Source organism: Curtobacterium sp. L6-1 (genome assembly GCF_018885305.1).
GTDB lineage: Bacteria > Actinomycetota > Actinomycetes > Actinomycetales > Microbacteriaceae > Curtobacterium > Curtobacterium aetherium.
The window spans coordinates 1,484,646-1,510,500 of the sequence record NZ_CP076544.1; the positions used below are offsets into that span (position 1 = coordinate 1,484,646).

Genomic DNA, 25,855 nt, shown 5'->3' on the forward strand with positions numbered 1-25,855 from the left:
AATGCCGCAGATGACCACGAACGCCGCCACGGACCCGATGATCGGTCGCATGATCGATCAGCGGTACCGCGTCCGCTCGCGCATCGCGCGGGGCGGCATGGCGACCGTGTACCTCGCCACCGATGTGCGGCTCGAGCGTCGTGTCGCGGTGAAGATCATGCACGGGCACCTGGCGGACGACCAGGCCTTCCGGGAGCGCTTCATCCAGGAGGCCCGGTCCGCCGCCCGGCTCTCGCACCCGAACCTCGTGGGCGTCTACGACCAGGGCGCCGAGGACGACTGCGTCTACATCGTCATGGAGTACATCCCGGGCATCACGCTCCGGGACCTCCTGCACGAGCACCGGGCGCTCACCCCCGAGCAGGCGACGGACATCCTCCGCGCCGTGCTCGCCGGTCTGGCCTCCGCGCACCGCGCCGGCATCGTGCACCGCGACCTCAAGCCGGAGAACGTCCTGCTCGCCGACGACGGCCGGATCAAGCTCGGCGACTTCGGCCTCGCCCGCGCCACGACCGCGAACACCGCCACCGGCGCCGCCCTGCTCGGGACCATCGCCTACCTCTCCCCCGAACTCGTCACCCGGGGTGCCGCCGACTCGCGCAGCGACATCTACGCGCTCGGCATCATGCTCTACGAGATGCTCACCGGCGAGCAGCCCTACAAGGGCGAGCAGCCGATGCAGATCGCGTACCAGCACGCCAACGACACCGTCCCCGCGCCCAGCGCCGCGACGCCCGGCGTCCCCGCGGAGCTCGACGACCTCGTCGCCTGGGCGACCGCACGCGACCCGCGCGACCGGCCCCGCGACGCCCGCGAGATGCTCGACCACATGTCGGGCGTCCAGCAGCGCGCCACCGGGCAGTACCGCACCGCCGTGCTGCGCCCCGAGAACGCGACCGCGATCCTCCCCTCCGGCGGAAGTGCCGGGGCCGCCGGCTTCGGCGGGCACGAGCCGCTCGAGGACGCCAGCGAACACGACACCACCGTGCTCGACCGTCGCGGCACCGACGAGACCGCCGCCGCCCCCCAGCGCGGCCGCAGCGGTGGTCGCTCGGCACCGGGCCCGCGACGCACCGGGGCCGTCGCCGCGGTGCTCTCCCCCGCCGGCCAGCGACTCGCCGACAAGTCGGCCAAGCGACGCAAGCGCGGCTGGATCGCCCTGGTCGTCGTCGTGGTCCTCGCCCTCGTCGGGGCCGGCGTCGCCGCCTGGTTCGGGCCCGGCCCGGGCGGCAACGTCCGCATCCCCGCCGTGGCCGGCAAGACCGTGTCGCAGGTCCGGCAGCTGCTCGAGTCGAACGGCCTCACCGCCGCTGCGGCCACGAGCTCCCGACCCGACGCCGCCGTCGAGGCCGGCCGGGTCACCGCGACCCAGCCCCCGGCGGCACGCGAGGTCCGGAAGGGCACCGCGGTCCGCATCGTCGTGTCGAGCGGCCCCCGGATGATCACCCTGCCGACCATCGTCGGGCAGTCGGTGACCACCGCACAGGCCGCCCTCGACGACGACTTCGACCTGCAGGACGCGCAGTACCAGTTCTCTGCCGACGTCGCCGCCGACACCGTCATCGCGGCCACCGGTCGGGACGGTGACGGCACCGTGGACCTCACGACCGTCGAGCAGTACCCCGAGGGCGGCCCCGTGACCCTCACCGTCTCCCTCGGCGCGGTCCCGGACGTCACCGGCAAGACCGTCGACGACGCCCGTGCGGCCCTCGACGAGGTCGGTCTGGCGCTCGGGGCGCAGACACAGCAGTTCAGCGACGACGTGCCGCAGGGGCAGGTCATCTCCGCGACGGTCACCGCCGACCCCGCGGTCGAGGGAACGGCCGTCGACGTCCTCGTGTCCAAGGGGCCGGTCCCGATCACCCTGCCGGACGTGAGCGACCAGACGATCGACCAGGCGCGCTCGTCGCTCGAGGGGCTCGGGCTCGAAGTGACGTACCCGAAGTGCACGAACATCCTCTGCGGCTTCTACGACTGGGAGAGCAAGCTCCCGGTCAGGTCCACGGACCCCGCGCCGGGCACCACGGTGCACAAGGGCGACACGGTCACCCTCTCCTACGACCAGTAGGCACGACCGTTCGACACGGCCAGTCGGCACGACCGTTCGACACGGCCAGTAGGCAGCACCAGTGGGCACGACCCCGGGAGCGCGACCAGGCGGGACCCGGTCCGCGCGGCCCGGTGCCGGACCCGACCGGTGCCGGACCCGACCGGTGACGGACGGGAGGCCCGACACCCGTCGCGGTGTCGGGCCTCCCGTCCGGCGGGTGGTCAGCGCGTCAGCGCACGACCGAGGGGTGGGCGCGGAGCTCCTCGGCCACCAGGAAGGCGAGCTCGAGCGACTGCATGTGGTTGAGCCGCGGGTCGCAGAGCGACTCGTACCGGGTCGCGAGCGTCGCCTCGTCGATGTGCTCCGAGCCGCCGAGGCACTCGGTGACGTCGTCGCCGGTGAGCTCGACGTGCATGCCGCCGGGGTACGTGCCCACGGCGCGGTGCACCTCGAAGAACCCGAGGACCTCGTCCACGACGTCGTCGAAGCGGCGCGTCTTGTAGCCGTTCGGCGTCGTCAGGCCGTTGCCGTGCATCGGGTCGGTCACCCAGAGCGGGTTCGCGTCCATGCCCTTGACCGCTTCGAGCAGCTTGGGCAGCTCGTCGCGGATCCTGCCGGCGCCCATCCGGGTGATGAAGGTCAGGCGACCCGGCTCGCGCTCGGGGTCGAGCTTCTCGACGAGGGCCTGCATGTCGGCGACCGAGGTCGTCGGGCCGAGCTTGACGCCGATCGGGTTGCGGACGCGCGACAGGAAGTCGACGTGGGCGCCGTCGAGGTCGCGCGTGCGCTCCCCGATCCAGATGAAGTGGCCGGACGTGTCGTACGCCTGCCCGGAGCGGGAGTCGATCCGGGTCATCGGGCGCTCGTAGTCCATGAGCAGACCCTCGTGCGACGCGTAGAACTCGACGTGCTTGAGCGCCTCGAAGTCCGCGCCGCAGGCCGCCATGAACTGGATGGCGCGGTCGATCTCCGCCGCCAGGTTCTCGTAGCGGGCGTTCGCCGGGTTGGCCGCGAAACCCTTGTTCCACGAGTGCACCTGGCGCAGGTCGGCGAACCCGCCCTGGGTGAAGGCGCGCACGAGGTTCAGCGTCGAGGCTGCCGTGTGGTAACCCTGGACCAGGCGCCGGGGGTCGGCCTGGCGGGACTCCGGCGTGAAGTCGTAGCCGTTCACGATGTCGCCGCGGTACGCCGGCAGCGTGACGTCGCCGCGGGTCTCGAGGTCGCTCGACCGGGGCTTGGCGAACTGCCCCGCCATCCGGCCCATCTTGATCACCGGGGTCGAGGCGCCGTACGTCAGCACGACGGCCATCTGCAGGATCGTCTTGACGCGGTCGCGGATCGAGTCGGCGGTGGCCCCGGCGAAGGTCTCGGCGCAGTCGCCGCCCTGCAGCAGGAAGGCGCGGCCCTGCGCGGCTGCGGCCAGACGGTCACGGAGCTGGTCGACCTCGCCCGCGAAGACGAGCGGCGGCAGCGTGGCGATCTCGGCGGACGCGGCCTCGGCCGCGGCGGGGTCGGGCCAGGTCGGCTGCTGCTTGATCGGGAGCGTGCGCCAGTGGTCGAGACCCGCGATCACGTCGGGATCCTGCAGGGTGAGGGAGTCGATCGACTCGGACAAGGCTGCACCTCGGTGTTCTGGTCGCGCGCGGCCGTCGGCGGCCGGCCGGCGGCGTCCCGACGGTTGCGGGACTGTCCGAGCCTACCGTCCGGGGGTGGCGCGACGCTCCCGCATGACGGTCTCGCGCGCGGTGGTCGCCCGCTCCTTCACGCTCGTCGCGTAGACGTCCTCGTACTGCTGTCGGCTCAGCCCACGGAGCTCGTGCATGATCTCGTCCGTGACGCTCCGGAGGATGAACCGGTCGGTCTCGAGGCCCTCGAAGCGCGAGAAGTCGAGCGGCTTGCCGAACACGACCCCGACGCGCTTGAACTTCGGGAACTTCTGCCCGATCTGCTGCACCTCGCGCGTGCCGATCATCGCGACCGGCACGACGAGGACCCGGCCCTCGAGGACCATGCGGGCGATGCCGGTGCGGCCGCGGTAAAGCGTTCCGTCCGGGCTCCGGGTGCCCTCGGGGTAGATGCCGAGCTGCTCACCGCGCGCCAGGACCTGCAGGCCGGTGCGGAGCGACGCCTCGGACGCCTTGCCGCCGGAGCGGTCGATCGGCAGCTGCCCGATGGCGTTGAAGAACGTCTTCGTCGCCCAGCCCTTGAGCCCCCGACCGGTGAAGTAGTCGCTCTTCGCCAGGAAGGACAGACGCCGGTCGAGCACCGCCGGCAGGATGACCGAGTCGATGAACGAGACGTGGTTCGAGGCGAAGATGACCGGTCCGGTGGTGGGCACGTACTCGCGGCCGATCACCCACGGCCGGAACAGCGTCAGGATGAGCGGGCCGAGCACGAAGTTCTTCAGCAGCCAGTAGAGCATCGTCGACTCCGTCGGGTGGGGGTGGGCTGGCGGTCAGGCCGTGCGAGCGTGGATGCGCGCGAGGTCGGCCGCGCCGACCACCCCGGCGTCGTTGACGAGCTCGGCGATGACGAAGTCGGGCTCCGGGTGGTAGCCGCGCGCCGGCAGGTTGTTGAGGTACGCCTGCTTGATCGGCTCCAGCAGCCGGTCCCCCGCGCTCGCGACGCCGCCGCCGAACACGAACAGCTGCGGGTCGAGCACCGCGGAGAGCGACGCGCACGCCTCGCCCAGGTGGCGACCGAGTCGGCGGAGCGCGGCCAGGGCGCCCGGGTCGTCAGCGAGGATGAGGTCCCCGACGATCGCGCCGTCGAGGTGCCCGCCGTTCGCGTCGCGGGCCTCGGCCAGGGCGACGCCGATGCCGCCGGCGTCCGCGACGTCGTTCGCCATCCGCTGGAGCGCGCGGCCGGAACCGTACTGCTCGATGCAACCGCGGGCGCCGCAGCCGCAGGGCAGACCGTTCGGGACGATGCGGAGGTGGCCGATCTCGCCGCCGGTGCCGAAGCCCCCGCGGAACAGGCGGTCCTCGGTGACGATCGCGCCACCGACACCGGTGCCGATCGTGAGCATCGTCATGTCGGACACCAGGCGGCCGGCGCCGAAGCGGAACTCGGCCCAGCCGGCGGCGTTCGCGTCGTTGTCGACCGTGATGTGCAGGTCGCCGAGGCGCTCCTGCAGCTTCTGACGCAGGGGTTCGTTCCGCCAGCGGATGTTCGGCGTGTAGTAGACGATCGACTGCGAGGCGTCGATGAAGCCCGGGGCAGCGACGCCCACCGCACCGACCTGGTGCTGGAGGCTGAGGCGCTCGACCATCGACACGACGTCGTCGAGCATGGCGATCGGGTCCGCAGCGTTCGTGGCGACGCGGTCCTCGGCGAGGATCTCGCCGAGCTCCGTGACGACCGCTCCCGCGATCTTGGTGCCCCCGATGTCGATTCCGATGGCATGCACGAACACGGAGCCTACCGGTTCACCGCCCTCGCTCCGAACCTGCCGGGCGCTCACCGAACCCGCGAGTCGGCGTCCTATGCTGAGCGGGAGCCGACTCGACGATGAGCGGACTCACATCGAACGGGCCGACGAGGGAGTTGCCGTGACCGATCAGCGTGCCGACCGCACCACGTCCACCAGCAGGGGCGCGTCGCCCGCCGCGCACCGCTCCGAGCAGGACACGGGGCCCGTCGCCCCGGACCACGGCTCCGCCGCACGCCTGCTCGCCGACCGGGCCCGGCTCACCCCGGACCGACCGATCCTCGCCGAGCGCACCGGGGACACCTGGACCGGCATCAGCGCGGCCGAGGTGCTGCGCCGGGTCCGCGGGATCGCGAAGGGCTTCGTCGCGGCCGGACTCGAGCCGGGCGCCCACGTGGCGATCCTGTCCCGCACCCGCATGGAGTGGACGCTCGTCGACTTCGCGGTGTGGACCGCCGGCCTGGTGTCCGTCCCCGTGTACGAGACCAGCTCCCCCGACCAGGTCCGGCACATCCTGTCCGACTCGGAGTCGGTCGCGATCGTCGTCGAGCAGGAGGAGTACGCCCGTCGGGTCGCCGGGATCGCCGCCGACCTGCCCCACCTCGGGCAGCACTGGACGATCGACGGCGGCGGCCTCGACGACCTCACCCGCCTGGGCGAGGAGGTCACCGACGACGAGCTCGACGCCCGCACCGCCACGGTCTCCGGGCGTGACGACGCGACGATCATCTACACCTCGGGCACGACCGGGCGGCCGAAGGGCTGCGTGCTCCGGCACGACAACTTCACCGCCACCGTCGAGGGCTCCACCGAGGCCATGTCGGAGATCGTCGCCGGGGACGCCTCGACGCTGCTGTTCATCCCGATGGCCCACGTCTTCGCCCGCTTCATCGCCGCGATGTCCGTCTCCGCCGGTGTGCTCGTCGGGCACGAGCCGGACACGAAGGACCTGCTGCGCGCGGTGTCCACGTTCAAGCCGACCTTCCTGCTGGCCGTCCCCCGCGTCTTCGAGAAGATCTACAACTCGTCCGAGCAGAAGGCCGACCTCGGCGGCAAGGGACGGATCTTCCGGGCCGCGGCCACCACCGCGGTCGCGCACTCCGAGGCCGTCGCCGCCGGTCGGGTGCCGTTCGGGCTCGCCCTGCGCTTCCGGCTCTTCGACAGGCTCGTGTACAGCAAGCTCCGCGACGCCCTCGGCGGCCGCGTGCGGTACGCGATCAGCGGTTCGGCGCCGCTCTCGCCGCGGCTGTCGCACTTCTTCCGCTCGATCGGCGTGCACATCCTCGAGGGCTACGGCCTGACCGAGACCACCGCCCCCGCGACCGTCAACCGGGCGACGGAGCTCCGGATCGGGACGGTCGGCCGGGCGCTGCCGGGCGTCGAGGTCCGGATCGCGGACGACCAGGAGATCCTCATCCGCGGCGTCGACGTCTTCGACCGCTACTGGCAGAACCCCGAGGCGACGGCGGCCGCGTTCCGCGACGGGTGGTTCCGGACGGGTGACCTCGGCCGCCTCGACGCGGACGGTGTCCTCACCGTGACGGGCCGGGCGAAGGAGCTCATCGTCACCGCGAGCGGCAAGAACGTCGCCCCGGCCCCGCTCGAGGACGCGATCCGCGAGCACCCCGTCGTCGGGCAGGTCGTCGTGGTAGGCGAGGGCAAGCCGTTCGTGGCCGCCCTCGTGACGCTCGACCGCGAGATGCTCCCCGGCTGGTGCGAGGCGCGCGGCATCACGCCGGCCCTCACGCCCGGCCAGGCCGCGCACGACGAGCGGGTGCAGCAGGCCGTGCAGGAGGCCGTCGACGCGGCGAACGCCCGGGTCTCCCGCGCCGAGTCGATCCGGTCGTTCTCGGTCGTCGACGCGGACCTCACCGAGGCGTCCGGCCACCTGACGCCGAAGCTCACCATCAAGCGCGCGGTCGTCCTGCGGGACTTCGCCGCCGACGTCGAGCACATCTACTCCGGCTCGGCGGTGCAGACGACGTCGACGCCGGTCGTGCCCTCGCGGCGACGCCACTGAGGGAGCCACTGCGGTCGCCGTCCGGCGGCGACCCCGTGACCGCCTGGAGGCCCGTCACCCGTCTGCGAGACGGGTGACGGGCCTCCAGTGCGTCGCCGCGGTGCGCCGGTGCCGGAGCCGACCGAGGTGTCGGAGCCGACCGGGGGTCGGAGCCGACCGGGAGTGTCGGTGGCCCGGGGGTCTCGGTGGGCTCCGGACGGAGCCCGCGGCTCAGGCCTGCGGGACCTCCGGGGAGTCGATCGGGTCGAGCACCGCGGTCGCGGCCGTGCTCGTCGAGACCGGCTCGGGTCGGCGGTTGGTGCGGGTGCGGTGCGAGCTGAGCTCGTCGTTCTGAGGTGCCATCGTGCTCGTCCTCGTACGTGGGATCGTCATCGGCGGGGTGACCGACGCGGATACGCTACCCCGCCGTCGGGCCGTCCCGACAATCCCGCGTCCGGGTGTCACCCGTCAGTGGTGCATGACGATGTTCGAGGGTGCCTCGGCGGTCGCGCTCGGGACCCCGGGGTGGGTCAGCGTGACCCGGATCCGGTAGCTCGACGCGGGCCGGTCCGCCACCGAGAAGACGACCGAGTTCGACCCCTTGGTCACCGGGACGTCCCGCGCGATCGCGTGCCAGGTCGCCGTCGGTGCGGTGCGGGCGATGCTCACCGTCGCGGTCGTCCCCGACACCCAGGCGGCGTCGTGGAACCGCACGGTGGTCTTGCCGACGGCGGACGGATCGGCGCGCAGGTGGAGGGCCTTCAGGTGCCAGGTCAGCGCGCCCGGGTCCTCGTTCGGGTCGAACCGCAGGCCGGACACCGTGCGCTTCGACCAGCCCAGCCGGGGCGCGAGGGCGTCCTCGTCGAGGTCGTTCTGCTTGTTCAGGTCGATCGAGATCCGGCGGGCGTTCCGGCCCGAGTAGGTCAGCACGTCGTTGCCGATCTGCGGGACCGACGAGGTCGCGTCCCACCAGATGAGCCGGGCCATCTTGCCGCCGCCCGGGGTGCCCGCGAGCGAGTAGCGCCCGTCGTACGTGTAGTCGATCGACAGCCGGTGGTACTTGCTCGCCGAGAACCGCGAGACCGGCAGCAGCAGCTGCGAGTCGCCCTTGGCGGAGCCGGAGTTGCGCGCCGTCATCCCGGACGAGCCGTACCCGGTGATCGTGGCGTTGCGCAGCGTCGCGCCCTGCATCGCCGCCGGGCTCGTGAAGTCCCACGGACGGCCGCGCTGGGTCGTGGCCAGGTCCTCGCCCTGGTCGGGGTTCGGGGAGTCGACGACCGGCCGCGGACGGGGCACGACGACGGTGCTGCCGTGCGTCCCCGGCGGGTAGGCCGCCTTCGCCCCGCCACTGCCGTGCAGCCGCACCCAGTCGATGGACGCGGTGCCGGACTTCCCCGTCGGCAGGACCACCGGGTCGAGCCGCACCGAGACGATCTTGCCGCTCCACGGCTTCCGGGCCTGGAGCGTCGAGGCCTTGCTCAGCGCCAGGTCGTACACGTGGCTGCCGGCGGTGACCTCGAACGTCGTGCCGCCGCCGCACGCCGACGTCTTCTCGCGGCAGGTCCACCAGTAGACCGCCCCGATCTGCTTCGAGAAGGGCTGGTCCATGCTGAACGACAGGCTGCGGTAGGTCGACGCGTTCACCGAGCGGGACCCGCCGTCGCGTCCGTACGGCAGGCTGCCGCTCGTCGTGGACACGAGCGACACCGCGGTGTCGCCGACCAGGTGGACGCGGAGCTTGCCGTCCCGGAGCGACGAGGGGTTGTTCACCTCGTCGGTGTTCTGGTCCTCGACGTTCGAGTAGTCCCACGGGTCGCCGTGGACCTGCGAGGCGAAGTCGGGCGACTCGACCTCCCGGGTGGCGGCGGACGCCGGCGCAGCCGTCGGGACGACGCTGACGGTGGTGCCGACGAGCGCCGCGAGGGCGGCGGTGACGACGACGGACGCGGTGCGACGACGAGTCGTCCGGAGGCGGTGCTGCATGCGGCTGATCCCCTGACCTCGGCCGCCAAGGCGACGGCACGAGGTGACCGTACACAGCGGCGCGCCGCCGGTCAGTCCGCATTCCCGGGGACAACCGCCCCCGCGTCCGGGGGTCAGCGCCCCGCGGGCAGCGTCGTCAGTGGAACCAGTCCTGTGCGCGGATGTCGCGGAGGGCCTGTCGCCGGGTCTCCGCGTCGAGCGTCATGACGTACACCGTGCCGTCGAGGTGGTCGCACTCGTGCTGCAGCGCCTCGGCCATCAGCCCGGTGCCCTCGAGTTCCACGGGCTCGCCGGCGACGTCGACGCCCCGCACCTTGGCGTACGGGAAGCGCTTCGTCGGGTAGGCCAGGCCGGGCACCGAGAGGCACCCCTCGTCCATGAGCTCGGGCTCCCCCGCAGTCTCGACGAGTTCCGGGTTGAGGACGTAGCCGACCTCGCCGTCCACGTTGTACGAGAACGCGCGGACGCCGACGCCGATCTGCGGCGCGGCCACGCCGGCACGGCCGGGTTCGCGGACGGTGTCGAGGAGGTCCTGCACGAGTTCCCGGACACCGTCGGAACCGATCCGGACGGGGTCGGCGGGCGAACGGAGGACAGGGTCGCCGAACAGGCGGATGGGACGGACGGTCACGTTACTGCAGCACCACCAGGAGGTCGCCGGCGTCCACCTGCTGGGTCACCGGGATCGCGAGACGGCCGACGGTCCCCGCGACGGGAGCCGTGATGGCCGCTTCCATCTTCATCGCCTCGATGCTCGCCACGGCCTGTCCGGCTGCGACGACGTCACCGACGGCGACCTTGAGCGTCACGACCCCGGAGAACGGGGCGGCGACGTGGTTCGGGTCGGACCGGTCCGCCTGCTCGGCGGCCTTGGTCTCGACGGCGACGGAACGGTCCCGCACGGCCACGGGCCGCAGCTGTCCGTTCAGGGTCGCCATGACGGTCCGGATCCCCCGGGCGTCGACCTCGCCGATCGCCTCGAGCCCGACCAGCAGGTTCACCCCCGTCCCGAGCGGCACGACGTGCTCCTCGCCCGGGCGGAGACCGTAGAGGTAGTCGACCGTCGGCACGACCGACAGGTCGCCGTACTCGTCACGGACCTGCTGGAACTGGCGGGTCGGCTGCGCGAACAGCAGACGGTTGAGGGCCTGCTGCCGGACGGCGCCGGGGGTGTCCAGGGCGGCGCGCTCGTGCTCGGGCACGGGCGTCACCGCGATGTGGACGTCACGGCCGGCGAGCACCTTCGAGCGGAAGGGCTCCGGCCACCCACCCGGCAGGTCGCCGAGCTCCCCCGCCATGAAGCCGACGACCGAGTCCGGGATGTCGTACTTCTCCGGGTGCTGCTCGAAGTCGGCCGGGTCGGCGTCCACGGCCGCGAGCTGCAGCGCGAGGTCCCCGACGACCTTCGATGAGGGCGTGACCTTCGGCGGACGCCCGAGGATCCGGTTCGCCTCGGCGTACCAGTCCTCCACCTGCTCGAACCGGTCGCCGAGGCCGAGCGCGATGGCCTGCTGGCGGAGGTTCGACAGCTGTCCGCCCGGGATCTCGTGCTTGTAGACGCGTCCGGTGGGACCGGCGAGCCCGGACTCGAACGGCGCGTATACCCGGCGGACCGCCTCCCAGTAGGGCTCGAGGTCGCCGACGGCACCCAGGTCGATGCCGGTGTCGCGCTCGGTGTGGGCCAGGGCCGCGACGAGGGCGGACATGCTCGGCTGGCTGGTCGTTCCCGCCATCGGTGCCGCCGCGACGTCGACCGCGTCCGCACCGGCACGCGATGCCGCCAGGAGGGTCGCGAGCTGGCCGCCGGCAGTGTCGTGCGTGTGCACGTGCACGGGCTGGTCGAAGCGCTCCCGCAGCGCGGTGACGAGGCGCTCGGCAGCGCCGGCGCGGAGGAGGCCCGCCATGTCCTTGATCCCGATGACGTGCGCGCCCGCCTCGACCATCTGCTCCGCGAGCCGGAGGTAGTAGTCGAGCGTGTAGAGGTCCTCGGCGGGGTCGAGGAGGTCGCCGGTGTAGCAGAGCGCCGCCTCGGCGACGGCCGTGTCGGTGGCGAGCACCGCCTCCAGGGCGGGCCGCAACTGGCTGACGTCGTTGAGCGCGTCGAACACGCGGAAGACGTCGACGCCGGTGGCGGCGGCCTCGGCCACGAACGCGTCGGTGACCTCGGTCGGGTACGGGGTGTAGCCGACCGTGTTCCGACCGCGCAGCAGCATCTGGATGGGGATGTTCGGCATCGCCTGGCGGAGCGACGCGAGACGCTCCCACGGGTCCTCGCCGAGGAAGCGGAGCGCGACGTCGTAGGTGGCGCCGCCCCAGGCCTCGACGCTGAGCAGCTGCGGCGTCAGTCGGGCGACGTGCGGGGCGACCGCCACCAGGTCCTTCGTGCGGACGCGGGTGGCCAGGAGCGACTGGTGCGCGTCCCGCATCGTGGTCTCGGTGACGGCGAGGGCGGTCTGGGCGCGGAGCGACTCCGCCCACGCTGCCGGGCCGAGCTGCCGGAGCAGGTCGCGCTGTCCCTCGGGAACCGGCGCGGTCAGGTCGGTCGCGGGCAGCTTGGACGCCGGGTCGACGACGTGCGCCGCGGGCGACCCGTTCGGCTTGTTCACCGTGACGTCGGCCAGCCAGCTGAGCACCTTCGTGCCGCGGTCCTTCGACACGTGGCCGGCGAACAGCTGCGGCCGCTCGCCGATGAACGCGGTCGAGACGTCGCCGCGGGCGAAGTCCGGGTCCTCGAGGACGGCCTGCAGGAACGGGATGTTCGTGCTGACGCCCCGGATGCGGAACTCGGCGAGGGCACGACGCGCCCGGGCGACCGCCGCCGGGAAGTCCCGTCCGCGGCAGGTCATCTTCGCGAGCATGGAGTCGAAGTGCGGGCTGATCTGCGCGCCCGTCGCGACCGTGCCGCCGTCGAGGCGGACGCCCGCGCCGCCGGGGCTCCGGTACGTGGTGATGCGGCCGGTGTCGGGACGGAAGCCCTGCGTCGGGTCCTCGGTGGTGATGCGGGTCTGCAGGGCGGCGCCGTGCACCGACACGGTGTCCTGCGTCAGCCCGAGCTCGGCGAGGGTGGCCCCGGCCGCGATGCGCATCTGCGACTGCACGAGGTCGACGTCGGTGACCTCCTCGGTCACCGTGTGCTCGACCTGGATGCGCGGGTTCATCTCGATGAAGACGTGCTGTCCGGCACGCTCGCCCACGGTGTCGAGCAGGAACTCCACGGTGCCCGCGTTGATGTAGCCGATCGAGCGCGCGAAGGCCACGGCGTCGCGGTGCAGCGCCGCGGCGATGGCGGGGTCGAGGTTCGGCGCCGGGGCGATCTCGACGACCTTCTGGTTGCGGCGCTGGACCGAGCAGTCCCGCTCGAAGAGGTGGATGGTGCCGGCTTCGTCGCCCGAGGCGTCCGCGAGGATCTGCACCTCGATGTGCCGCGGCCGCAGGACCGCCTGCTCGAGGAACATCGTCGGGTCGCCGAACGCACTGTCGGCCTCCCGCATGGCCTCCTCGAGTGCCGGGCGCAGCTCCGCCGGGGTCTCGACGCGGCGCATGCCCCGACCGCCACCGCCCGCGACGGCCTTCGCGAAGACGGGGAAGCCGATCGCCTCGGCGCCAGCGACGAGCTCGTCGACGTCGCGGCTCGCCGGGGTGCTCGCGAGGACCGGGACCCCGGCCGCGATCGCGTGCTCCTTCGCGGTGACCTTGTTGCCGGCCATCTCGAGGACGTGCTCGCCGGGCCCGATGAAGGTGATGCCGGCCGCGGCCGCCGCGGCGGCGAGCTCGGGGTTCTCGGACAGGAAGCCGTAGCCCGGGTAGATCGCGTCGGCTCCCGACTCGCGGGCGACACGGATGATCTCGGAGACGTCCAGGTAGGCCCGGACCGGGTGTCCGCGCTCCCCGATGAGGTACGCCTCGTCGGCCTTCAACCGGTGCAGGGAGTTGCGGTCCTCGTACGGGTACACCGCCACGGTGCGGGCACCGAGCTCGTACGCCGCACGGAACGCTCGGATGGCGATCTCGCCACGGTTGGCGACCAGGATCTTGGTGAACACGAGGTCCCTTTCAGCCCGGGTTGAGGTCTCCCAACCTTACTGGCGGTAACGTTGCTCATCGTGCATGTACTCAGCGTGAGCTCGCTCAAGGGCGGTGTCGGCAAGACGACGGTGACGCTCGGCCTGACGTCGGCAGCGTTCGCCAAGGGTCTGCGCACCCTGGTGGTGGACCTCGACCCGCAGTCGGACGTCTCCACCGGCCTCGACATCGACCTGACCGGACACCTCAACGTGGCCGACGTCCTCGAGAACCCGAAGGAGAAGATCGTCCGTCAGGCGATCGCCCCCTCGGGCTGGACGAAGGGGTCCCAGGGGAAGATCGACGTCATGGTCGGCTCCCCCTCGGCCATCAACTTCGACGGGCCACACCCGTCGATCCGGGACATCTGGAAGCTCGAGGAGGCCCTGGCGAACGTCGAGGCCGACTACGACCTCGTCCTCATCGACTGCGCCCCGTCGCTCAACGCGCTGACCCGGACCGCGTGGGCGGCCTCGGACCGCGTCTCGGTCGTCACCGAGCCGGGTCTGTTCTCCGTCGCCGCCGCCGACCGTGCCCTGCGCGCCATCGAGGAGATCCGTCGCGGACTCTCTCCGCGCCTCCAGCCCCTCGGCATCATCGTGAACCGCGCCCGCGTGCAGTCGCTTGAGCACCAGTTCCGGATCAAGGAGCTCCGCGACATGTTCGGGCCGCTCGTGCTCTCGCCGCAGCTGCCGGAGCGCACCTCGTTGCAGCAGGCGCAGGGTGCCGCCAAGCCGCTGCACGTGTGGCCCGGTGAGTCGGCGCAGGAGATGGCGCGGAACTTCGACCAGCTGCTCGAGCGCATCATGCGGACGGGCAAGATCGGGCCGTACGCCGACGGTGCGGGTGCGGGTGCCGGCACGGCTGCGGGGGCCATCGCGGAGTAGGTCCGCCCAGGTTCGTCACGAAGGGTCGCCCGCGGGCGGCCCTTCGTCATGTGCGGGGGCGGGTGCGGGCGGGTGCGGGCGGGCCCGAGGTCGCACGACGCGCCGCGTGCGGGGGCGGGCATCCGGGGGCGTCGGGCGCGGGCGCGTCGGGGGCGTCGGGGGCGTTGGACGCGGGCTGGCTCGAGGTCGCACGACATGCCGCTCACGTCCCCCGAGGTCGCACGATCTGCAGCCGCCGGACCCTCGCCGCGACGGTTCGTGCGACCCCGGCGACCTCCCGACGGCGGGTCGAGCGACCTCGGGCGGAGGCGGCGGGGCCACGGAGGTCGTCGAGCGCCGTTCCTCCGGTCCTGACCACGTCCGGGAGGCTCAGCTCGCGCTGACATCTACGGTGACCGCGCCCGAGATGGCCGCCACCCCAGCCTCGAGGTCGCAGGACATGCCGCCTGCGTTCGCCGAGGTCGCACGAAGTGTTTGCGGTGGGGAGTCGCGGCGGCCGATCGTGCGACCTCGGTAGAGGTCAGGCGGCGAGTTGTGCGACCTCGGCAGTCGCTTGACCCGGGTCGGGAAATTGACGGGAGGCTGGGCCGGCCCCGTCGCGACGGCTACCGCAGCCGGTCGCTCGGCACCGCGACCCCGAGGTCGCAGGACATGCCGTCTGCGTTCGCCGAGGTCGCACGAAGTGTTTGCGGTGGGGAGTCGCGGCGGCCGATCGTGCGACCTCGGCGGGAGGCGGACGGCGCGTCGTGCGACCTCGGCGAGGGGCGGGCGGCAGCCCGTGCGACCTCGGCGAGGGCGGGCGTCGGCCCGGTGACCTGGCAGCCCCGCGGCCGGGCCGCGACGAGGTCAGGACGCGCGCGTGGCGCGGCGGGCCGCGAGCTCGTCGCTCGGGTCCTCCGCCGGGGTGGCGTCGAGCTCGACCAGCGAGGACTCCACCTCACGCAGGACCTTGCCGACCGCGATGCCGAACACGCCCTGCCCGCGGGAGACCAGGTCGATGACCTCGTCGTCCGAGGTGCACAGGTAGACCGAGGCACCGTCGGACATCAGGGTCGTCTGCGCCAGGTCGCTCACGCCGGCTTCGCGGAGCTGGTTCACGGCGGTGCGGATCTGCTGCAACGAGATCCCGGTGTCGAGCAGGCGCTTCACGAGCTTGAGCACGAGGATGTCGCGGAAGCCGTAGAGCCGCTGCGATCCGGATCCGGCAGCGCCGCGGATGGTGGGCTGCACGAGTTCGGTCCGGGCCCAGTAGTCGAGCTGGCGGTAGCTGATGCCCGCTGCCTTCGCGGCGACGGTGCCGCGGTAGCCGTTCTGTTCGTCGTGCTCGGGCAGGCCGTCGGTGAACAGCAGCCCGAGGTCGTACCGCGTCATGTCAGACGGGGTACCGGGGACATCGTTCCCACTCATCAGCTTGCCTTCCACGACGATCGAGCTCCCACCCGAAGCTTCAACAGCGGGTTGAGAGTTGTTCCGAGGTCCACGGTAGCGAGTCGGGCGGCGTGGAGGCGGGACATCCGCTCCGGCGAGTCCGGCGTGTCGAGGATATGCCCCGGCACCGACGCGCGTCGAGGGTGCACCCCGCCCGGGACCGTCACGAGTCGAGCCGACCGATCGCCGCGCGGATGAGTGTCGAACGGATGACCTCGAGGTGTCCAGCGATCTCCCGGGCGAGTTCGAGGGCCTTCGCACGCGATGTGGCGTCGCCGCGACGGGACACGGGCATGAGCGCGGACTCGATGAGCCCGACCTCGCGCTCGGCGGTGGTTCGGAAGGTGCGGAGGTGTCGCGGCTCGATGCCGGACCGCTGGAGCTCGACGAGGGCCTTGAGGACGCCGACGGACTCCTCGCCGTACGTGTCCGCCGCGGGGATGAGCGAGGCGGAGACCGCGTCGCCGACGAGCATCGGGGACGCCCCGGCGGCGCGCTGGAGTTCGTCGCGCGAGTACCGGCGTTCGCGGCCGAGCATCGACGGCCGCGGGACGTCGCCGCCACCGGGCAGCGTCGGCTCGCGTCCGGCGTCGAGGTCGGCCAGGTACTCCTTGATGACCTTGAGCGGCAGGTAGTGGTCCCGCTGCAGCCCGAGCACGATCCGCAACCGGTCGACGTCGGCCGGCGAGAACTTCCGGTAGCCGCTCTGCGTCCGGACCGGCGTGACGAGCTCGCGCTCCTCGAGGAAGCGCAACTTCGAGCTCGACAGGTCCGGGAAGTCCGGCTTCAGCCGTGCGAGCACCTGACCGATCGTGAGCAGGTCCGGCGCCGGTGACACCGCCCGCGCCGCAGCGGAGCGGGGAGCCACTACGCGTTCGCCAGGCGCGCCAGGTCGACCCGGGATGCGTAGAACGTGAGGCGGAACTTGCCGACCTGGACCTCCGAGCCGTCGACCAGCAGGGCTTCGTCGATGCGGACACCGTCGAAGTACGTCCCGTTGAGCGAACCGAGGTCCTTGACGCTGAACGAGGTGCCCCGACGGACGAACTCGGCGTGCTTGCGCGACACCGTGACGTCGTCGAGGAAGATCTCGGCGTCGGGGTGACGGCCCGCCGTGGTGAGGTCGGAGTCGAGGAGGAACCGTGCACCGACGTTCGGGCCGCGTCGGACGACGAGCAACGCCGATCCGGACGGCAGCGCCGAGATCGCGTCGCGTTCCTCCGCCGAGACTCCCGCCTCGGGCGTGAGCGCCGTCGCGTTCTCCATGCTGAAGGTCAGCGTGGTGTCGACCAGCCGCGGTTCCGGGGTCTGTCGTCCCGGCTGCGGGACCACTGGATCTGGCATCGTGGACCTCCTCCTCTTGGTCGTCCAGCGTATCGGAAACGAGCGGGTCGGCGAGAGCCTCTCCACAGGGGTCACCGGAAACGCCCCGCTGACGGACGGTGTTCCACCACTTCGCCTGGTACGGCGTGCCGTCGAAGAGCACGCGGTCGCCGGTGTCGTACGTCGCGGTGCCGGACCACGCCGGGTGGGTGCCGGTCGGCAGGCTGACGGGTGCGACCGGCTTCTCCCCCGGCAGCACCGGACCGACGAGCTGCCACGGCGTCTCGTACGAGCTGAGCCCGGCGTCGTCGGGCAGGTCGCCGGAGGTCCACCACTTGGCCTCGTAGACGTTGCGGCGCCAGACGATCTTCGTGCCCTCGATGGTGGACGCGTCCTTGTCCCACACGGGGTAGGGGCTCGTCGACGGGTCGTCGGACGGAGGCGTGGTCGGGGAGGGCTCGGCCGTCGTGACGTCGTCGGACGCGGCGCCGATGCCGCCGCTGAACCCGCCTCCTGGGAGCGGCGCGACGGTGCGGCGAGCTGCGCCTGGATGGTGTCGGCGACGGCGCGGGCGGTGCACGTCCGTCGACCGGCTCGCTCCGGCGTCGGTCCGGTCCGGCGTCGGCCGACTCAGCGCGCGGCTCGGCTGCGGCTGCGGGTCAGCGCCCGCGTGCGAGCAGCCAGAGCAGGTAGGGCGCCCCGACGAGTCCGGTCACCACACCGACCGGCAGCGTCACCCCCGGCAGCGCGAACTGCGCCACCAGGTCGGACCCGAGCGTGACGACGGCCCCGACGGCCGCGGCCGGGCCGAGGGCGATCCGCCCGCCGCCGACGAGCCTCCGGGCGATGGGAGCGGCCATCAGCGCGACGAAGGACACGGGTCCGGCGGTCGCCACGGCGCCGGCCGTCAGCAGGACTGCCGTCAGCAGGAGCAGGACCTTCGCCCGGTCGGGTCGGAGGCCGAGCGAGGCGGCGACGTCGTCCCCGAGCGTCAGGACCGCGAGCCGCGGCGACTGCACGAGCGCGAGCGCCATGAGCACGACGAACCCGACGAGGAGCGCACCGACGACGGTGCGGTCGACGGCGTTGAGGCTGCCGGAGAGCCAGAGGAGCGCGGTGCCCGCCTGCTGCAGGCTGCCGCTCGTGAGCAGCCAGCCGGTGACGCTGAGGGACATCGCGCCGACGCCCACGCCGACCAGGACCACGCGGTTGCCGGTGATCCCCCGCCGCCAGGCGAGCGCCGCGATGAGCACCGCGACCGCGACGGCACCGACGAGCACCACGCCGAAGAGCAGCACCCCGGACGCACCGAACAGGACGATCGCGACCAGTCCCGAGGCGCTCGCCCCGGCGGTGATGCCGATGATGTCCGGGCTCGCGATCGGGTTCCGGACGACGGTCTGCACGACGGCCCCGGCCGCTCCCAGGCTCGCGCCGACGAGGACGGCCGCCAGGACCCGCGGCCCGCGGAGCTGCCCGAGCACGAAGTCCGAGACCGTGTCGCCGTGGCCGACGAGGGCGCCGAGGACCTGCACCGGCGAGAGCGGGATGTCGCCGACGCCGAGTCCGACGAGCACGAGCACGAGCAGGGCGACGAGGGCGCCGACGAGCACGAGGAGCTCGCGCCGGAGCGTCCCCGGTCGCCGCGGTGCCGTGTCGGGCCGGCTCGCCACGGTGCGGCTCACAGTCCCCGCACCACCCGGGAGCGGACGAGCGCGATGAACACGGGCGCGCCGATGAGGGCCGTCACGATGCCCACCTGCAGCTCCCCCGGGTACGCGACGACGCGGCCGACGACGTCGGCGACGAGCAGGAGCGCCGGAGCGACCAGGGCGGACAGGAGGATCGTCCAGCGGTGGTCAGGTCCGCTCAGTCGGCGGACGGCGTGCGGGACGGCGAGGCCGACGAAGGCGATCGGCCCGGCCGCGGCGACCGCGGACCCCGCGAGGAGCACGGTGACGACGGCACCGACCGCGCGGACGAGCACCACCCGCTGCCCGAGCGAGGCCGCGAGTTCGTCGCCGAGCGCGAGGGTGTTCAGGGAGCGCCCGAGCCCGACCGCGATCACCAGCCCGACGACGACCGGCGCCACGATGACCCCGGCGGTGCCGAGGTCCCCGCCGGCGAGCGCGCCGACCTGCCAGAAGCGCAACTGGTCGAGCAGGCTCGCGTTTGTGACGAGCACCGCGGTGGTCACCGACCCGAGGGCCGCCGCGGTCACCGCCCCGGACAGGGCCAGGCCCACCGGGGTGAGGCCGCCGCGGGCGACGGCGGCGATGCCGTAGACGAGCAGGGCGGCGAGCGCGGCCCCGACGAACGCGAAGGGCAGGTAGGCGGCGGTCCCGCTGACACCGAGGACCGCGATCCCCACCACGACGGCGAGTGCGGCGCCGGCGTTGACGCCGAGGATGCTCGGGTCGGCGAGCGGGTTCCGGGTGACGCCCTGCATCACGGCACCGGCGACCCCGAGGGCGGCGCCGGAAAGGAGCCCGACCACGGTCCGCGGCAGGCGATTGCCGAGCACGATGAGTCCGACCTCGTCGTCCCGGCCCGGGTGCGTCAGGGTGTCGAGCACCACTGCGAGCGAGATGGGGCGCGATCCGACGGCGATGCTCAGGGCGCAGGCGACGACGAGGACGACCACGGCGAGGACGACGGCCAGCACCAGCCGGGGTACGGGGGCGGGCGCGGGACGCGCGACGGTTCGGGAACGCATGGGCAGTGAGGCGAGCCTAATCCCTCGTCGTCCGAGCGGCCGGACGTGCACTGTCGGCCAGTGCCTAGCGACTGCACGGCGTCGGCAGGGCTCGTTCATCGGGTCGTCATTGGTTCGGGGTCTGGAGTGGTCCCCATCGCCGGCCGACCGGGCCGCGACGAACGACCGGAGAGCAGCATGAACGAGACCCCGAACCCCGCCGCGGACGACGAGCGTCGCGAGCAGGCGCCCGCGGACGCCCACGAGCACACCGCGCAGCAGCAGCAGTGGGGCGTCGCCTGGGAGCCGGCGCACGTCCATCCCCGGACCCTCCGCTCCGCGTACGCCTTCGACGGGTCCGGCCCGTACCTCTTCGCCCCCGACGGCTCCGGTCCGTACCTGCTCGGCAGCGCCCCGCTCGGCACCGCGTCCGGAGTCCCGTCGGCTGACCGGGGGCCGGGCGTCGGCGGGTACGCGGGGGCTCCCGCGGGCTGGACCGGAGCCTTCGGGTCCGCCCCGGGGACCCGTCGCCGCCCCCGCCGCCTGGGCCTCGTGATCGGGTCGGGCGTCGCCGCGCTCGCGGTCCTCGGCGCGGCCGGTGGCACCGCACTCGGGCTGTCCTCCGTGCACACCACCACGACGTCCAGCCAGACCCAGGGCAGCACGAGCGACGGCAGCACCGGCAGCGGCAGCACCGGGGACGGCAGCGGCATCGGCGGGTTCACCGTCCCCGGGCAGGGCGGCGCGGGCGGCAGCACCGGCACCGGCACCGGCACGGGCACGGGCTCCTCGCAGTCGGCGGCGACCGCGGCGACGACGGCCCAGAAGAAGGGCACCGTCACCATCGACACGGTCATCGGGTACGACGACGCCCAGCGTGCGGCCGGCACCGGCATGGTCCTGACCTCCGACGGCACGGTCCTCACGAACAACCACGTCATCCAGGGCGCGACCTCGATCGAGGTCACCGACGAGACGACCGGCGAGCAGTACACCGCCGACGTCGTGGGGGCCGACGCGACGAACGACGTGGCCGTCCTCAAGCTCCGCGGTGCGTCCGGCCTGTCGACGGTCGCGCTCGACGACGACGGGGGCGCCCGCACGGGTGACACCGTCACGGACGTCGGCAACGCCGAGGGCACGGGCGACCTGGTCGCCGCCGAGGGCACCGTGACCGCCACCGACCAGGACATCCAGGTGCAGAGCGAGTCCGGCACCGGCACGGAGTCGCTCTCCGGGCTCATCGAGGTCGCCGCGCAGATCGTCTCCGGCGACTCGGGCGGTCCGGTGCTCGACAGCGAGGGCGAGGTGGTCGGCATGGCCACCGCCGCGTCCTCGGGGTCGGCGGACGTCACCGGCTACGCGATCCCGATCAGCACGGCGAAGGCGATCGCCGACAAGATCCTGGACGGTGAGTCCTCGGACACCATCACGATCGGCCTGCCCGCGTTCCTGGGCGTCCAGGTGAGCAGCGCCGCGACCGGCACCACCGCGGGGGTCCCGATCGCGGGAACCGTCGAGGGGTCCGGGGCCGCGAGCGCCGGACTCGCCGCGGGCGACACCGTGACGAGCATCGACGGCGCCGCGGTGACGAGCTCCTCGCAGCTGACCGAGGCGATCACCCGCCACGCCGTCGGCGACCGGGTGACGGTCGGCTACACCACGGCCGACGGCACGGCGAAGACGGTCACCGTGACCCTCACCGCCGGTCCGGCCGCCTGACCCGGCCGAGGCCGACGCCCCGCCCGCGCGGACACCCGCGCGGGCGTCGTCGTCACCCCAGGACGGCGCGGACGACCGACCGGTGCACGTTCGCCGAGGCCTCGGCCGTGAAGGCGGTCGCCCCGCCCTCGGTCCGTCCGACCCGTGCGAAGCCGATCCCCTCGGCCGAGACGACCACGACGGGCCGGGTCCGTCCCGGGCGCACGAGCGCCGAGACCGTCCACGGTGCCGCCCAGAACGCGGCGAGCCGCGGGTCCGCCTCCGCCAGCGCGGTCGGCAGGTCGGGCGCGGACTCCCCACCCGCCAGGCGCCGGTCGAGCAGGTCGGCGGACAGCGCCGGTGTGCGGAACGGCCAGGTCCACGTCGGACGCACCCCGAGCCTCCCGGCCAGCAGACCGACGACACGGTCGGCGGAGACCGCGGCGACCACCGACCGGCCGTCCGCCCCGGTGTCCACGACGGTCCCCGCCCAGGCCTGGAGGCGCGTCACGCGCCCGTCGTCGTCGTGCTGGTCCAGCGTGGTCGGCTGCACCCCCTCGGCCCACGGCGCGATGACGGCGGCGGTCTCCGGCGGGACGGTGCCGAAGCGCCCGACCAGGTCGGCGGCGACGAGCTCGCGGCCGCCGTCGGTGCGGAGGAGGGCCGGGTTCCAGCGCTTCCCCGCGAGGTTCTGCAGGGTGGCGACGGCCTCGGCGCCGAGCGAGGGCCCGGTGAGCGTCGACCCGGCGAGCAGGACCGGCAGCGCCTCGAGTGTCCGCGACTCGGTCGCGGTGACCCGGTCGAGGGACCGCACGGAGTCGAGCACCGCGAACACCACGTCGTCGGTGGCCGTCATCCGGGCCAGCGGCCGCTCCACGGTGACGTCGACACGGTGCCGACCGGTGACGAACACGAGGTGCGCTCCCGCGACGTCGCCGTCCTCGTCCGGGCGCACGTACTCCACCAGGCGGGCCGGGGCCGCAGCGGTGGTCCAGACGTCGCAGCCGGTGAGGAGCAGCCCGTCGACCGAGCCGGGCAGCCGCTCGAGCAGCGACGCGTTCTCGTCACCGACGGAGCGGTCGCTCGGGCGGGACCGGACGGTGAGGACGACGTCGTCCCCGCGCACCCGGAGGTCGGCGCCCGGGGTGTCCTCGGCGCGCCAGCTCGACGGACGGGTGAACCGGACACGGGCGGTGCGGTCCTCGGTGGTCCCGGCAGCGGCGGCGGGTGGGTCGGGGACGGCCATGCTGCGAGGCTACGTGCGCGCGGGCGGTGGTCGGTCGGCGGCTCGCCGGGCGCCCGGGATCGGCAGGACGGGGACCGGCCGCCCGGGGATCGGCCGGACGCGTGTCGGGCGTCGGCCGGGGCGCCTGTCGGGCGTCGGCCGGGGCGCGTCCTCAGCGGCGACGGGGCGGGGGTGGTGGGACGGGCTTGGCGGCGACGACGTCCGCCAGGCGCACGGTGACCGGTCCGCGGCGGGTCGCGACCGTCACGGTGTCCGTGGTTCGGGCCTCCAGGTCGCCGAGCGCGTCCAGCGCACCGTCGCCGTCCCCGTCCAGGGCGCGGACGACCACCCGGTCGCCGAGCGTGGCGGCGGCGAGCACCGCGAGTCCGCGGGCGCGGGCGATCGCCGCCTGCGTCGGCACGGCCGGTCGCACCGGCGCAGCCGACTCCCCTGGTGCTGCGGGCTGCGCTGCCGCTGCGGGCGGCTCCGACGCTGCCGACTCCGGGGCGGCGTCGGCGTCGGCGTCGGCGTCAGCGTCGGCGTCGGCGTCGGGGGTACGGGTCACGCCTCCCGAGGGTACGGGGCAGCACGCCCGTCTAGGGTGGCGGGATGGACAAGGCCCGGGTGGACAGCTGGATCTGGGCGGTCCGGATCACCAAGACCCGGTCCGCCGCGACGACAGCGTGCAAGGCCGGGCACGTCCGCGTGAACGGCGAGCGGGCAAAGCCGTCGCAGCCCGTCGGTCCCGGTGACGAGGTCCGCGTGCGGCAGTCCGGCTTCGACCGGATCGTCGTCGTGAAGAGCATCATCCTCAAGCGCGTCGGGGCGACCGAGGCCGCGAAGCACCTCGAGGACCGGACGCCCCCGCGCCTCCCCCGCGAGGAGGCCGGCTTCGTCCCGATCCGCGAGCGTGGCGCGGGACGTCCGAGCAAGCGGGAGCGTCGCGACCTCGAGAAGCTCCGCGGCTACTGACCCGACCGTGACGGCCCCGGCAGCCCGGGTCAGACGAAGCGGACGGTCTGCTGCAGGCGGTCCCGGATCGCGAACACGTCGACCGAGCCCTCGGGTGACCAGGAGCCGGACAGCACCTGCCCGAGTGCACCGCGTCGGACGATGAAGGCCGTCGGCTTCCTCGGCGTGCCGATGAGCTCGGCGTCCTCGTCGACGGCGGAGTCCGGCACGACGAGCAGCCGTCCCGTGAAGCGCACCCGCGTCTGCTTCTGCACGGCACGGGCGGCGCGGACGAGTTCCTTGACGGGACGTTCGCCCGGCGCGAGGGTCTCGCCGACGACCTCGCCGTGCTCCACGTGCACCGGACCGCCCCAGTCGATGGACTCGACCGCCCACAGCCCGGTCGTGGTGAGGACGGCGTGGTCGAGCTTGCCCTCGGCACCGGCGTCGAGGTCGTGCCACACGGTCACCCCGATGCCCATGTCCGCGATGATCGCCGCGGTCGCTTCCTCGGCCAGCGCCTCGCCGAGCAGCCGCCGGACGTGCCGGGGTGCCGAGCGGACGAGGACGGGGTCGTAGGGGTCCTCGACGGGGTCGCCGAGTCCGACCCACTCGCGTTCCGCGGCGAGGAAGACCTCGCGGGACCGGCCGCCCGGGTGGCCGTGGGAGCGGGCACGGGGGCGGGAGTCGCGCCGGGCCGTCGGGGGCGCGTAGTCGTCGCGGCCGGACCCGGACCGCCAGGCGGCGGAGCCGGTCGGGGCGGACGACGACGACCCGGGTCGGGCGGCTCCCGTGTCGTAGGCGCGGCGGGCGGCGGGCGTCCCGATGCGTTCCCAGGCGAGCTGCACGCGGCGGAAGCGCTGGGCGTCACCGCCGAGGTCGGGGTGGCTCTCGCGGGCGGCACGGCGGTAGGCGCGGCGGAGGGTCTCGTCGTCGGCGGTCGCGGGGACGCCGAGGACCTCGTACGGGGTGGCGTCGGCCGGGCTGTCGGTCATGGCCGGGTGAACGCTACCGGATGCCGGGTCCACACCCGCCGCGAGCGCGCTGGACGCCCGCTGGGCAGCGGCAGCGCCGGGTGCGTCCCCGTGCCCGGGTCCACGCCGGGGTCCGGCCGCCGGGACCGGCGCTCGGGTCCGGCGCCCGGTTCCGACGCCCGGTTCCGACGCCCGGGTCCGGCGCCCGGGTCCGGACGGTCAGCGGAGGGCGGTGGCGATGTCCTCGGCGTGCTGCTCGATCCAGCCGACGTCCGCCCGGTACAGGTCGGCGTGCCCGTGCGCCAGGTCGCTGACGAACTTGGGGTTGCCAGCCGCGGCCTCGGTCTCGATCGTCGTCACGAGCGCGACGAGCCCGGCCGTGATCGTGTCGACGAGGACCGCACGGGACCGGTCGTCGAGACCGTACGCGCGGCAGAACTCGGCGGCGCGGGCGAGCCGGTCGTCGAGCGACGGCACGGGTGCGCCCTCGTCGGTGCCGGTCGTGAACGGTGCGAACCGGTACACGGCGCTGGCGACGTCCCAGACGCGCGGCCCCGGGTGGGCGGTGTCGAAGTCGATGACCCCGACGGCGGCGATGCCGTCGTAGACCACGTTGTACGGGGCGAAGTCGCCGTGCACGATCGTCTCGGTCGGCACCCGGACGGCCTGTGACCAGACGTCGACGGTGTCGTCGCGCGGGAAGCTCGTGGCCGCGTCGTGCATCTGACGGAGCAGGCGGGCGGTCGTGACGAGGGCGGCCTCGCTTGCGACGTCCTCGGTCCAGGGGTACTCCCCCGCGACACCGGGGACGAAGGTCACGGTCTCGAGCGCGTCCCCGAGGGCGATCGGCGCCGGGGCCGCGACGAACCCCTGCTCGTGCAGGTGCGTCAGCAACCGGTGCACCGTGGGGGTCCACGGTCCGGCCGGGCGGTGCACCCGGTCGTCGGCCTTGGTGATCCGTTCCATGGGGAACCTCCTGAACGTCATCGTCGACGTGAGCGCCACTGTAGCGCCGACACCCCACGCCGCGCCGGAGGTGCCGTCGGCCGTCCGGTGCGCGCGCCGGCGGCCGTCCGGTCTGCGCGCTCCCGACCGTGCGGTGCGCTCCGCAGACCGTCGGGTGTGTTCCGCCGACCGCCGTGCAGTG

22 protein-coding genes are annotated in these 25,855 nt (G+C 73.4%); 6 read left to right on the forward strand and 16 right to left on the reverse strand.

The window, feature by feature from the left end; genetic code table 11:
* Positions 1-10: 10 nt before the first annotated feature.
* Positions 11-2,068, forward strand: coding sequence for a Stk1 family PASTA domain-containing Ser/Thr kinase (pknB, locus tag KM842_RS06815; protein ID WP_216261703.1), 2,058 nt, complete (start codon positions 11-13; stop codon positions 2,066-2,068).
* 211 nt (positions 2,069-2,279) lie between these two features.
* Here the strand turns inward: pknB and KM842_RS06820 are convergent, their stop codons facing one another.
* The 3 genes from KM842_RS06820 to KM842_RS06830 all read right to left on the reverse strand — a co-directional run bounded on the left by KM842_RS06820 (position 2,280) and on the right by KM842_RS06830 (position 5,459).
* Positions 2,280-3,623: a class II 3-deoxy-7-phosphoheptulonate synthase gene (locus tag KM842_RS06820; RefSeq protein WP_216262171.1), complete on the reverse strand. Its 1,344-nt coding sequence runs from the start codon at positions 3,621-3,623 to the stop codon at positions 2,280-2,282.
* Positions 3,624-3,746: 123 nt separating this feature from the next.
* Positions 3,747-4,472: a lysophospholipid acyltransferase family protein gene (locus KM842_RS06825; protein ID WP_216261704.1), complete on the reverse strand. Its 726-nt coding sequence runs from the start codon at positions 4,470-4,472 to the stop codon at positions 3,747-3,749.
* A gap of 33 nt (positions 4,473-4,505) precedes the next feature.
* Positions 4,506-5,459: an ROK family protein gene (locus KM842_RS06830; protein WP_216261705.1), complete on the reverse strand. Its 954-nt coding sequence runs from the start codon at positions 5,457-5,459 to the stop codon at positions 4,506-4,508.
* 76 nt (positions 5,460-5,535) lie between these two features.
* Between KM842_RS06830 and KM842_RS06835 the strand changes: the two genes are divergently transcribed.
* Complete coding sequence (locus KM842_RS06835; RefSeq protein WP_216261706.1) at positions 5,536-7,500, forward strand: AMP-dependent synthetase/ligase; 1,965 nt, start codon at positions 5,536-5,538, stop codon at positions 7,498-7,500.
* 210 nt (positions 7,501-7,710) lie between these two features.
* Here the strand turns inward: KM842_RS06835 and KM842_RS15945 are convergent, their stop codons facing one another.
* The 4 genes from KM842_RS15945 to KM842_RS06850 all read right to left on the reverse strand — a co-directional run bounded on the left by KM842_RS15945 (position 7,711) and on the right by KM842_RS06850 (position 13,505).
* Positions 7,711-7,842: a hypothetical protein gene (locus KM842_RS15945; RefSeq protein WP_301183820.1), complete on the reverse strand. Its 132-nt coding sequence runs from the start codon at positions 7,840-7,842 to the stop codon at positions 7,711-7,713.
* Positions 7,843-7,947: 105 nt separating this feature from the next.
* Positions 7,948-9,462, reverse strand: a complete 1,515-nt coding sequence (locus tag KM842_RS06840; protein ID WP_216261707.1) for a hypothetical protein — start codon at positions 9,460-9,462, stop codon at positions 7,948-7,950.
* Between the two features lie 136 nt (positions 9,463-9,598).
* Positions 9,599-10,093 (reverse strand): peptide deformylase, encoded by a 495-nt coding sequence (locus KM842_RS06845; RefSeq protein ID WP_216261708.1) that lies wholly within the window; start codon positions 10,091-10,093, stop codon positions 9,599-9,601.
* Between the two features lies 1 nt (position 10,094).
* A complete protein-coding gene (locus tag KM842_RS06850) occupies positions 10,095-13,505 on the reverse strand; it encodes a pyruvate carboxylase (protein WP_216261709.1) in 3,411 nt (1,136 codons plus the stop codon).
* A gap of 60 nt (positions 13,506-13,565) precedes the next feature.
* On the opposite strand from KM842_RS06850, the gene KM842_RS06855 reads away from it, so the two are divergent.
* Positions 13,566-14,411, forward strand: a complete 846-nt coding sequence (locus KM842_RS06855) for a ParA family protein (protein WP_216261710.1) — start codon at positions 13,566-13,568, stop codon at positions 14,409-14,411.
* Positions 14,412-15,257: 846 nt separating this feature from the next.
* Here KM842_RS06855 and KM842_RS06860 read toward each other — a convergent pair.
* The 3 genes from KM842_RS06860 to KM842_RS06870 all read right to left on the reverse strand — a co-directional run bounded on the left by KM842_RS06860 (position 15,258) and on the right by KM842_RS06870 (position 17,183).
* Complete coding sequence (locus KM842_RS06860) at positions 15,258-15,818, reverse strand: MerR family transcriptional regulator (protein ID WP_110825505.1); 561 nt, start codon at positions 15,816-15,818, stop codon at positions 15,258-15,260.
* Positions 15,819-16,002: 184 nt separating this feature from the next.
* Positions 16,003-16,707 carry a transcriptional regulator FtsR gene (ftsR, locus tag KM842_RS06865; RefSeq protein WP_216261711.1) on the reverse strand — a complete coding sequence of 235 codons (705 nt, stop codon included), beginning with the start codon at positions 16,705-16,707 and terminating at the stop codon, positions 16,003-16,005.
* Positions 16,707-17,183, reverse strand: a complete 477-nt coding sequence (locus KM842_RS06870) for an FHA domain-containing protein (RefSeq protein WP_216261712.1) — start codon at positions 17,181-17,183, stop codon at positions 16,707-16,709. The genes ftsR and KM842_RS06870 overlap by 1 nt, the downstream gene beginning before the upstream one ends.
* 98 nt (positions 17,184-17,281) lie before the next feature.
* Here KM842_RS06870 and KM842_RS06875 point away from each other — a divergent pair, with 98 nt between their 5' ends.
* Positions 17,282-17,509, forward strand: a complete 228-nt coding sequence (locus KM842_RS06875) for a hypothetical protein (protein WP_216261713.1) — start codon at positions 17,282-17,284, stop codon at positions 17,507-17,509.
* A gap of 312 nt (positions 17,510-17,821) precedes the next feature.
* Here the strand turns inward: KM842_RS06875 and KM842_RS06880 are convergent, their stop codons facing one another.
* Positions 17,822-18,835 (reverse strand): FecCD family ABC transporter permease, encoded by a 1,014-nt coding sequence (locus KM842_RS06880; RefSeq protein ID WP_216261714.1) that lies wholly within the window; start codon positions 18,833-18,835, stop codon positions 17,822-17,824.
* Positions 18,836-18,843: 8 nt separating this feature from the next.
* Positions 18,844-19,878, reverse strand: a complete 1,035-nt coding sequence (locus KM842_RS06885; protein ID WP_216261715.1) for a FecCD family ABC transporter permease — start codon at positions 19,876-19,878, stop codon at positions 18,844-18,846.
* Positions 19,879-20,055: 177 nt separating this feature from the next.
* Between KM842_RS06885 and KM842_RS06890 the strand changes: the two genes are divergently transcribed.
* Positions 20,056-21,579, forward strand: coding sequence for a S1C family serine protease (locus KM842_RS06890; protein WP_216261716.1), 1,524 nt, complete (start codon positions 20,056-20,058; stop codon positions 21,577-21,579).
* A gap of 52 nt (positions 21,580-21,631) precedes the next feature.
* Here the strand turns inward: KM842_RS06890 and KM842_RS06895 are convergent, their stop codons facing one another.
* Together KM842_RS06895 and KM842_RS06900 are read right to left on the reverse strand one after the other, a co-directional pair.
* Complete coding sequence (locus tag KM842_RS06895; RefSeq protein ID WP_216261717.1) at positions 21,632-22,804, reverse strand: hypothetical protein; 1,173 nt, start codon at positions 22,802-22,804, stop codon at positions 21,632-21,634.
* A 151-nt stretch (positions 22,805-22,955) separates the two neighbouring features.
* The gene (locus tag KM842_RS06900) at positions 22,956-23,348 is read right to left on the reverse strand and encodes a hypothetical protein (RefSeq protein WP_216262500.1); all 393 of its coding nucleotides are present in this window, start codon (positions 23,346-23,348) and stop codon (positions 22,956-22,958) included.
* 44 nt (positions 23,349-23,392) lie between these two features.
* Between KM842_RS06900 and KM842_RS06905 the strand changes: the two genes are divergently transcribed.
* Positions 23,393-23,755, forward strand: a complete 363-nt coding sequence (locus KM842_RS06905; RefSeq protein ID WP_216261718.1) for an RNA-binding S4 domain-containing protein — start codon at positions 23,393-23,395, stop codon at positions 23,753-23,755.
* A 29-nt stretch (positions 23,756-23,784) separates the two neighbouring features.
* Here KM842_RS06905 and KM842_RS06910 read toward each other — a convergent pair whose 3' ends face one another.
* Positions 23,785-24,729, reverse strand: coding sequence for a J domain-containing protein (locus tag KM842_RS06910; RefSeq protein ID WP_216261719.1), 945 nt, complete (start codon positions 24,727-24,729; stop codon positions 23,785-23,787).
* A 198-nt stretch (positions 24,730-24,927) separates the two neighbouring features.
* Positions 24,928-25,674: a phosphotransferase enzyme family protein gene (locus tag KM842_RS06915; protein WP_216261720.1), complete on the reverse strand. Its 747-nt coding sequence runs from the start codon at positions 25,672-25,674 to the stop codon at positions 24,928-24,930.
* Between the last annotated feature and the right edge of the window lie 181 nt (positions 25,675-25,855).

Coding starts and splice junctions, on each gene's coding strand:
- pknB (WP_216261703.1), top strand. CDS start 11: ATGACCACGAACGCCGCCACGGACCCGATGATCGGTCGCATGATCGAT.
- KM842_RS06825 (WP_216261704.1), bottom strand. CDS start 4,472: ATGCTCTACTGGCTGCTGAAGAACTTCGTGCTCGGCCCGCTCATCCTG.
- KM842_RS06835 (WP_216261706.1), top strand. CDS start 5,536: ATGCTGAGCGGGAGCCGACTCGACGATGAGCGGACTCACATCGAACGG.
- KM842_RS15945 (WP_301183820.1), bottom strand. CDS start 7,842: ATGGCACCTCAGAACGACGAGCTCAGCTCGCACCGCACCCGCACCAAC.
- KM842_RS06840 (WP_216261707.1), bottom strand. CDS start 9,462: ATGCAGCACCGCCTCCGGACGACTCGTCGTCGCACCGCGTCCGTCGTC.
- KM842_RS06860 (WP_110825505.1), bottom strand. CDS start 15,818: ATGAGTGGGAACGATGTCCCCGGTACCCCGTCTGACATGACGCGGTAC.
- KM842_RS06870 (WP_216261712.1), bottom strand. CDS start 17,183: ATGCCAGATCCAGTGGTCCCGCAGCCGGGACGACAGACCCCGGAACCG.
- KM842_RS06885 (WP_216261715.1), bottom strand. CDS start 19,878: ATGCGTTCCCGAACCGTCGCGCGTCCCGCGCCCGCCCCCGTACCCCGG.
- KM842_RS06890 (WP_216261716.1), top strand. CDS start 20,056: ATGAACGAGACCCCGAACCCCGCCGCGGACGACGAGCGTCGCGAGCAG.
- KM842_RS06895 (WP_216261717.1), bottom strand. CDS start 22,804: ATGGCCGTCCCCGACCCACCCGCCGCCGCTGCCGGGACCACCGAGGAC.
- KM842_RS06905 (WP_216261718.1), top strand. CDS start 23,393: ATGGACAAGGCCCGGGTGGACAGCTGGATCTGGGCGGTCCGGATCACC.
- KM842_RS06910 (WP_216261719.1), bottom strand. CDS start 24,729: ATGACCGACAGCCCGGCCGACGCCACCCCGTACGAGGTCCTCGGCGTC.
- KM842_RS06915 (WP_216261720.1), bottom strand. CDS start 25,674: ATGGAACGGATCACCAAGGCCGACGACCGGGTGCACCGCCCGGCCGGA.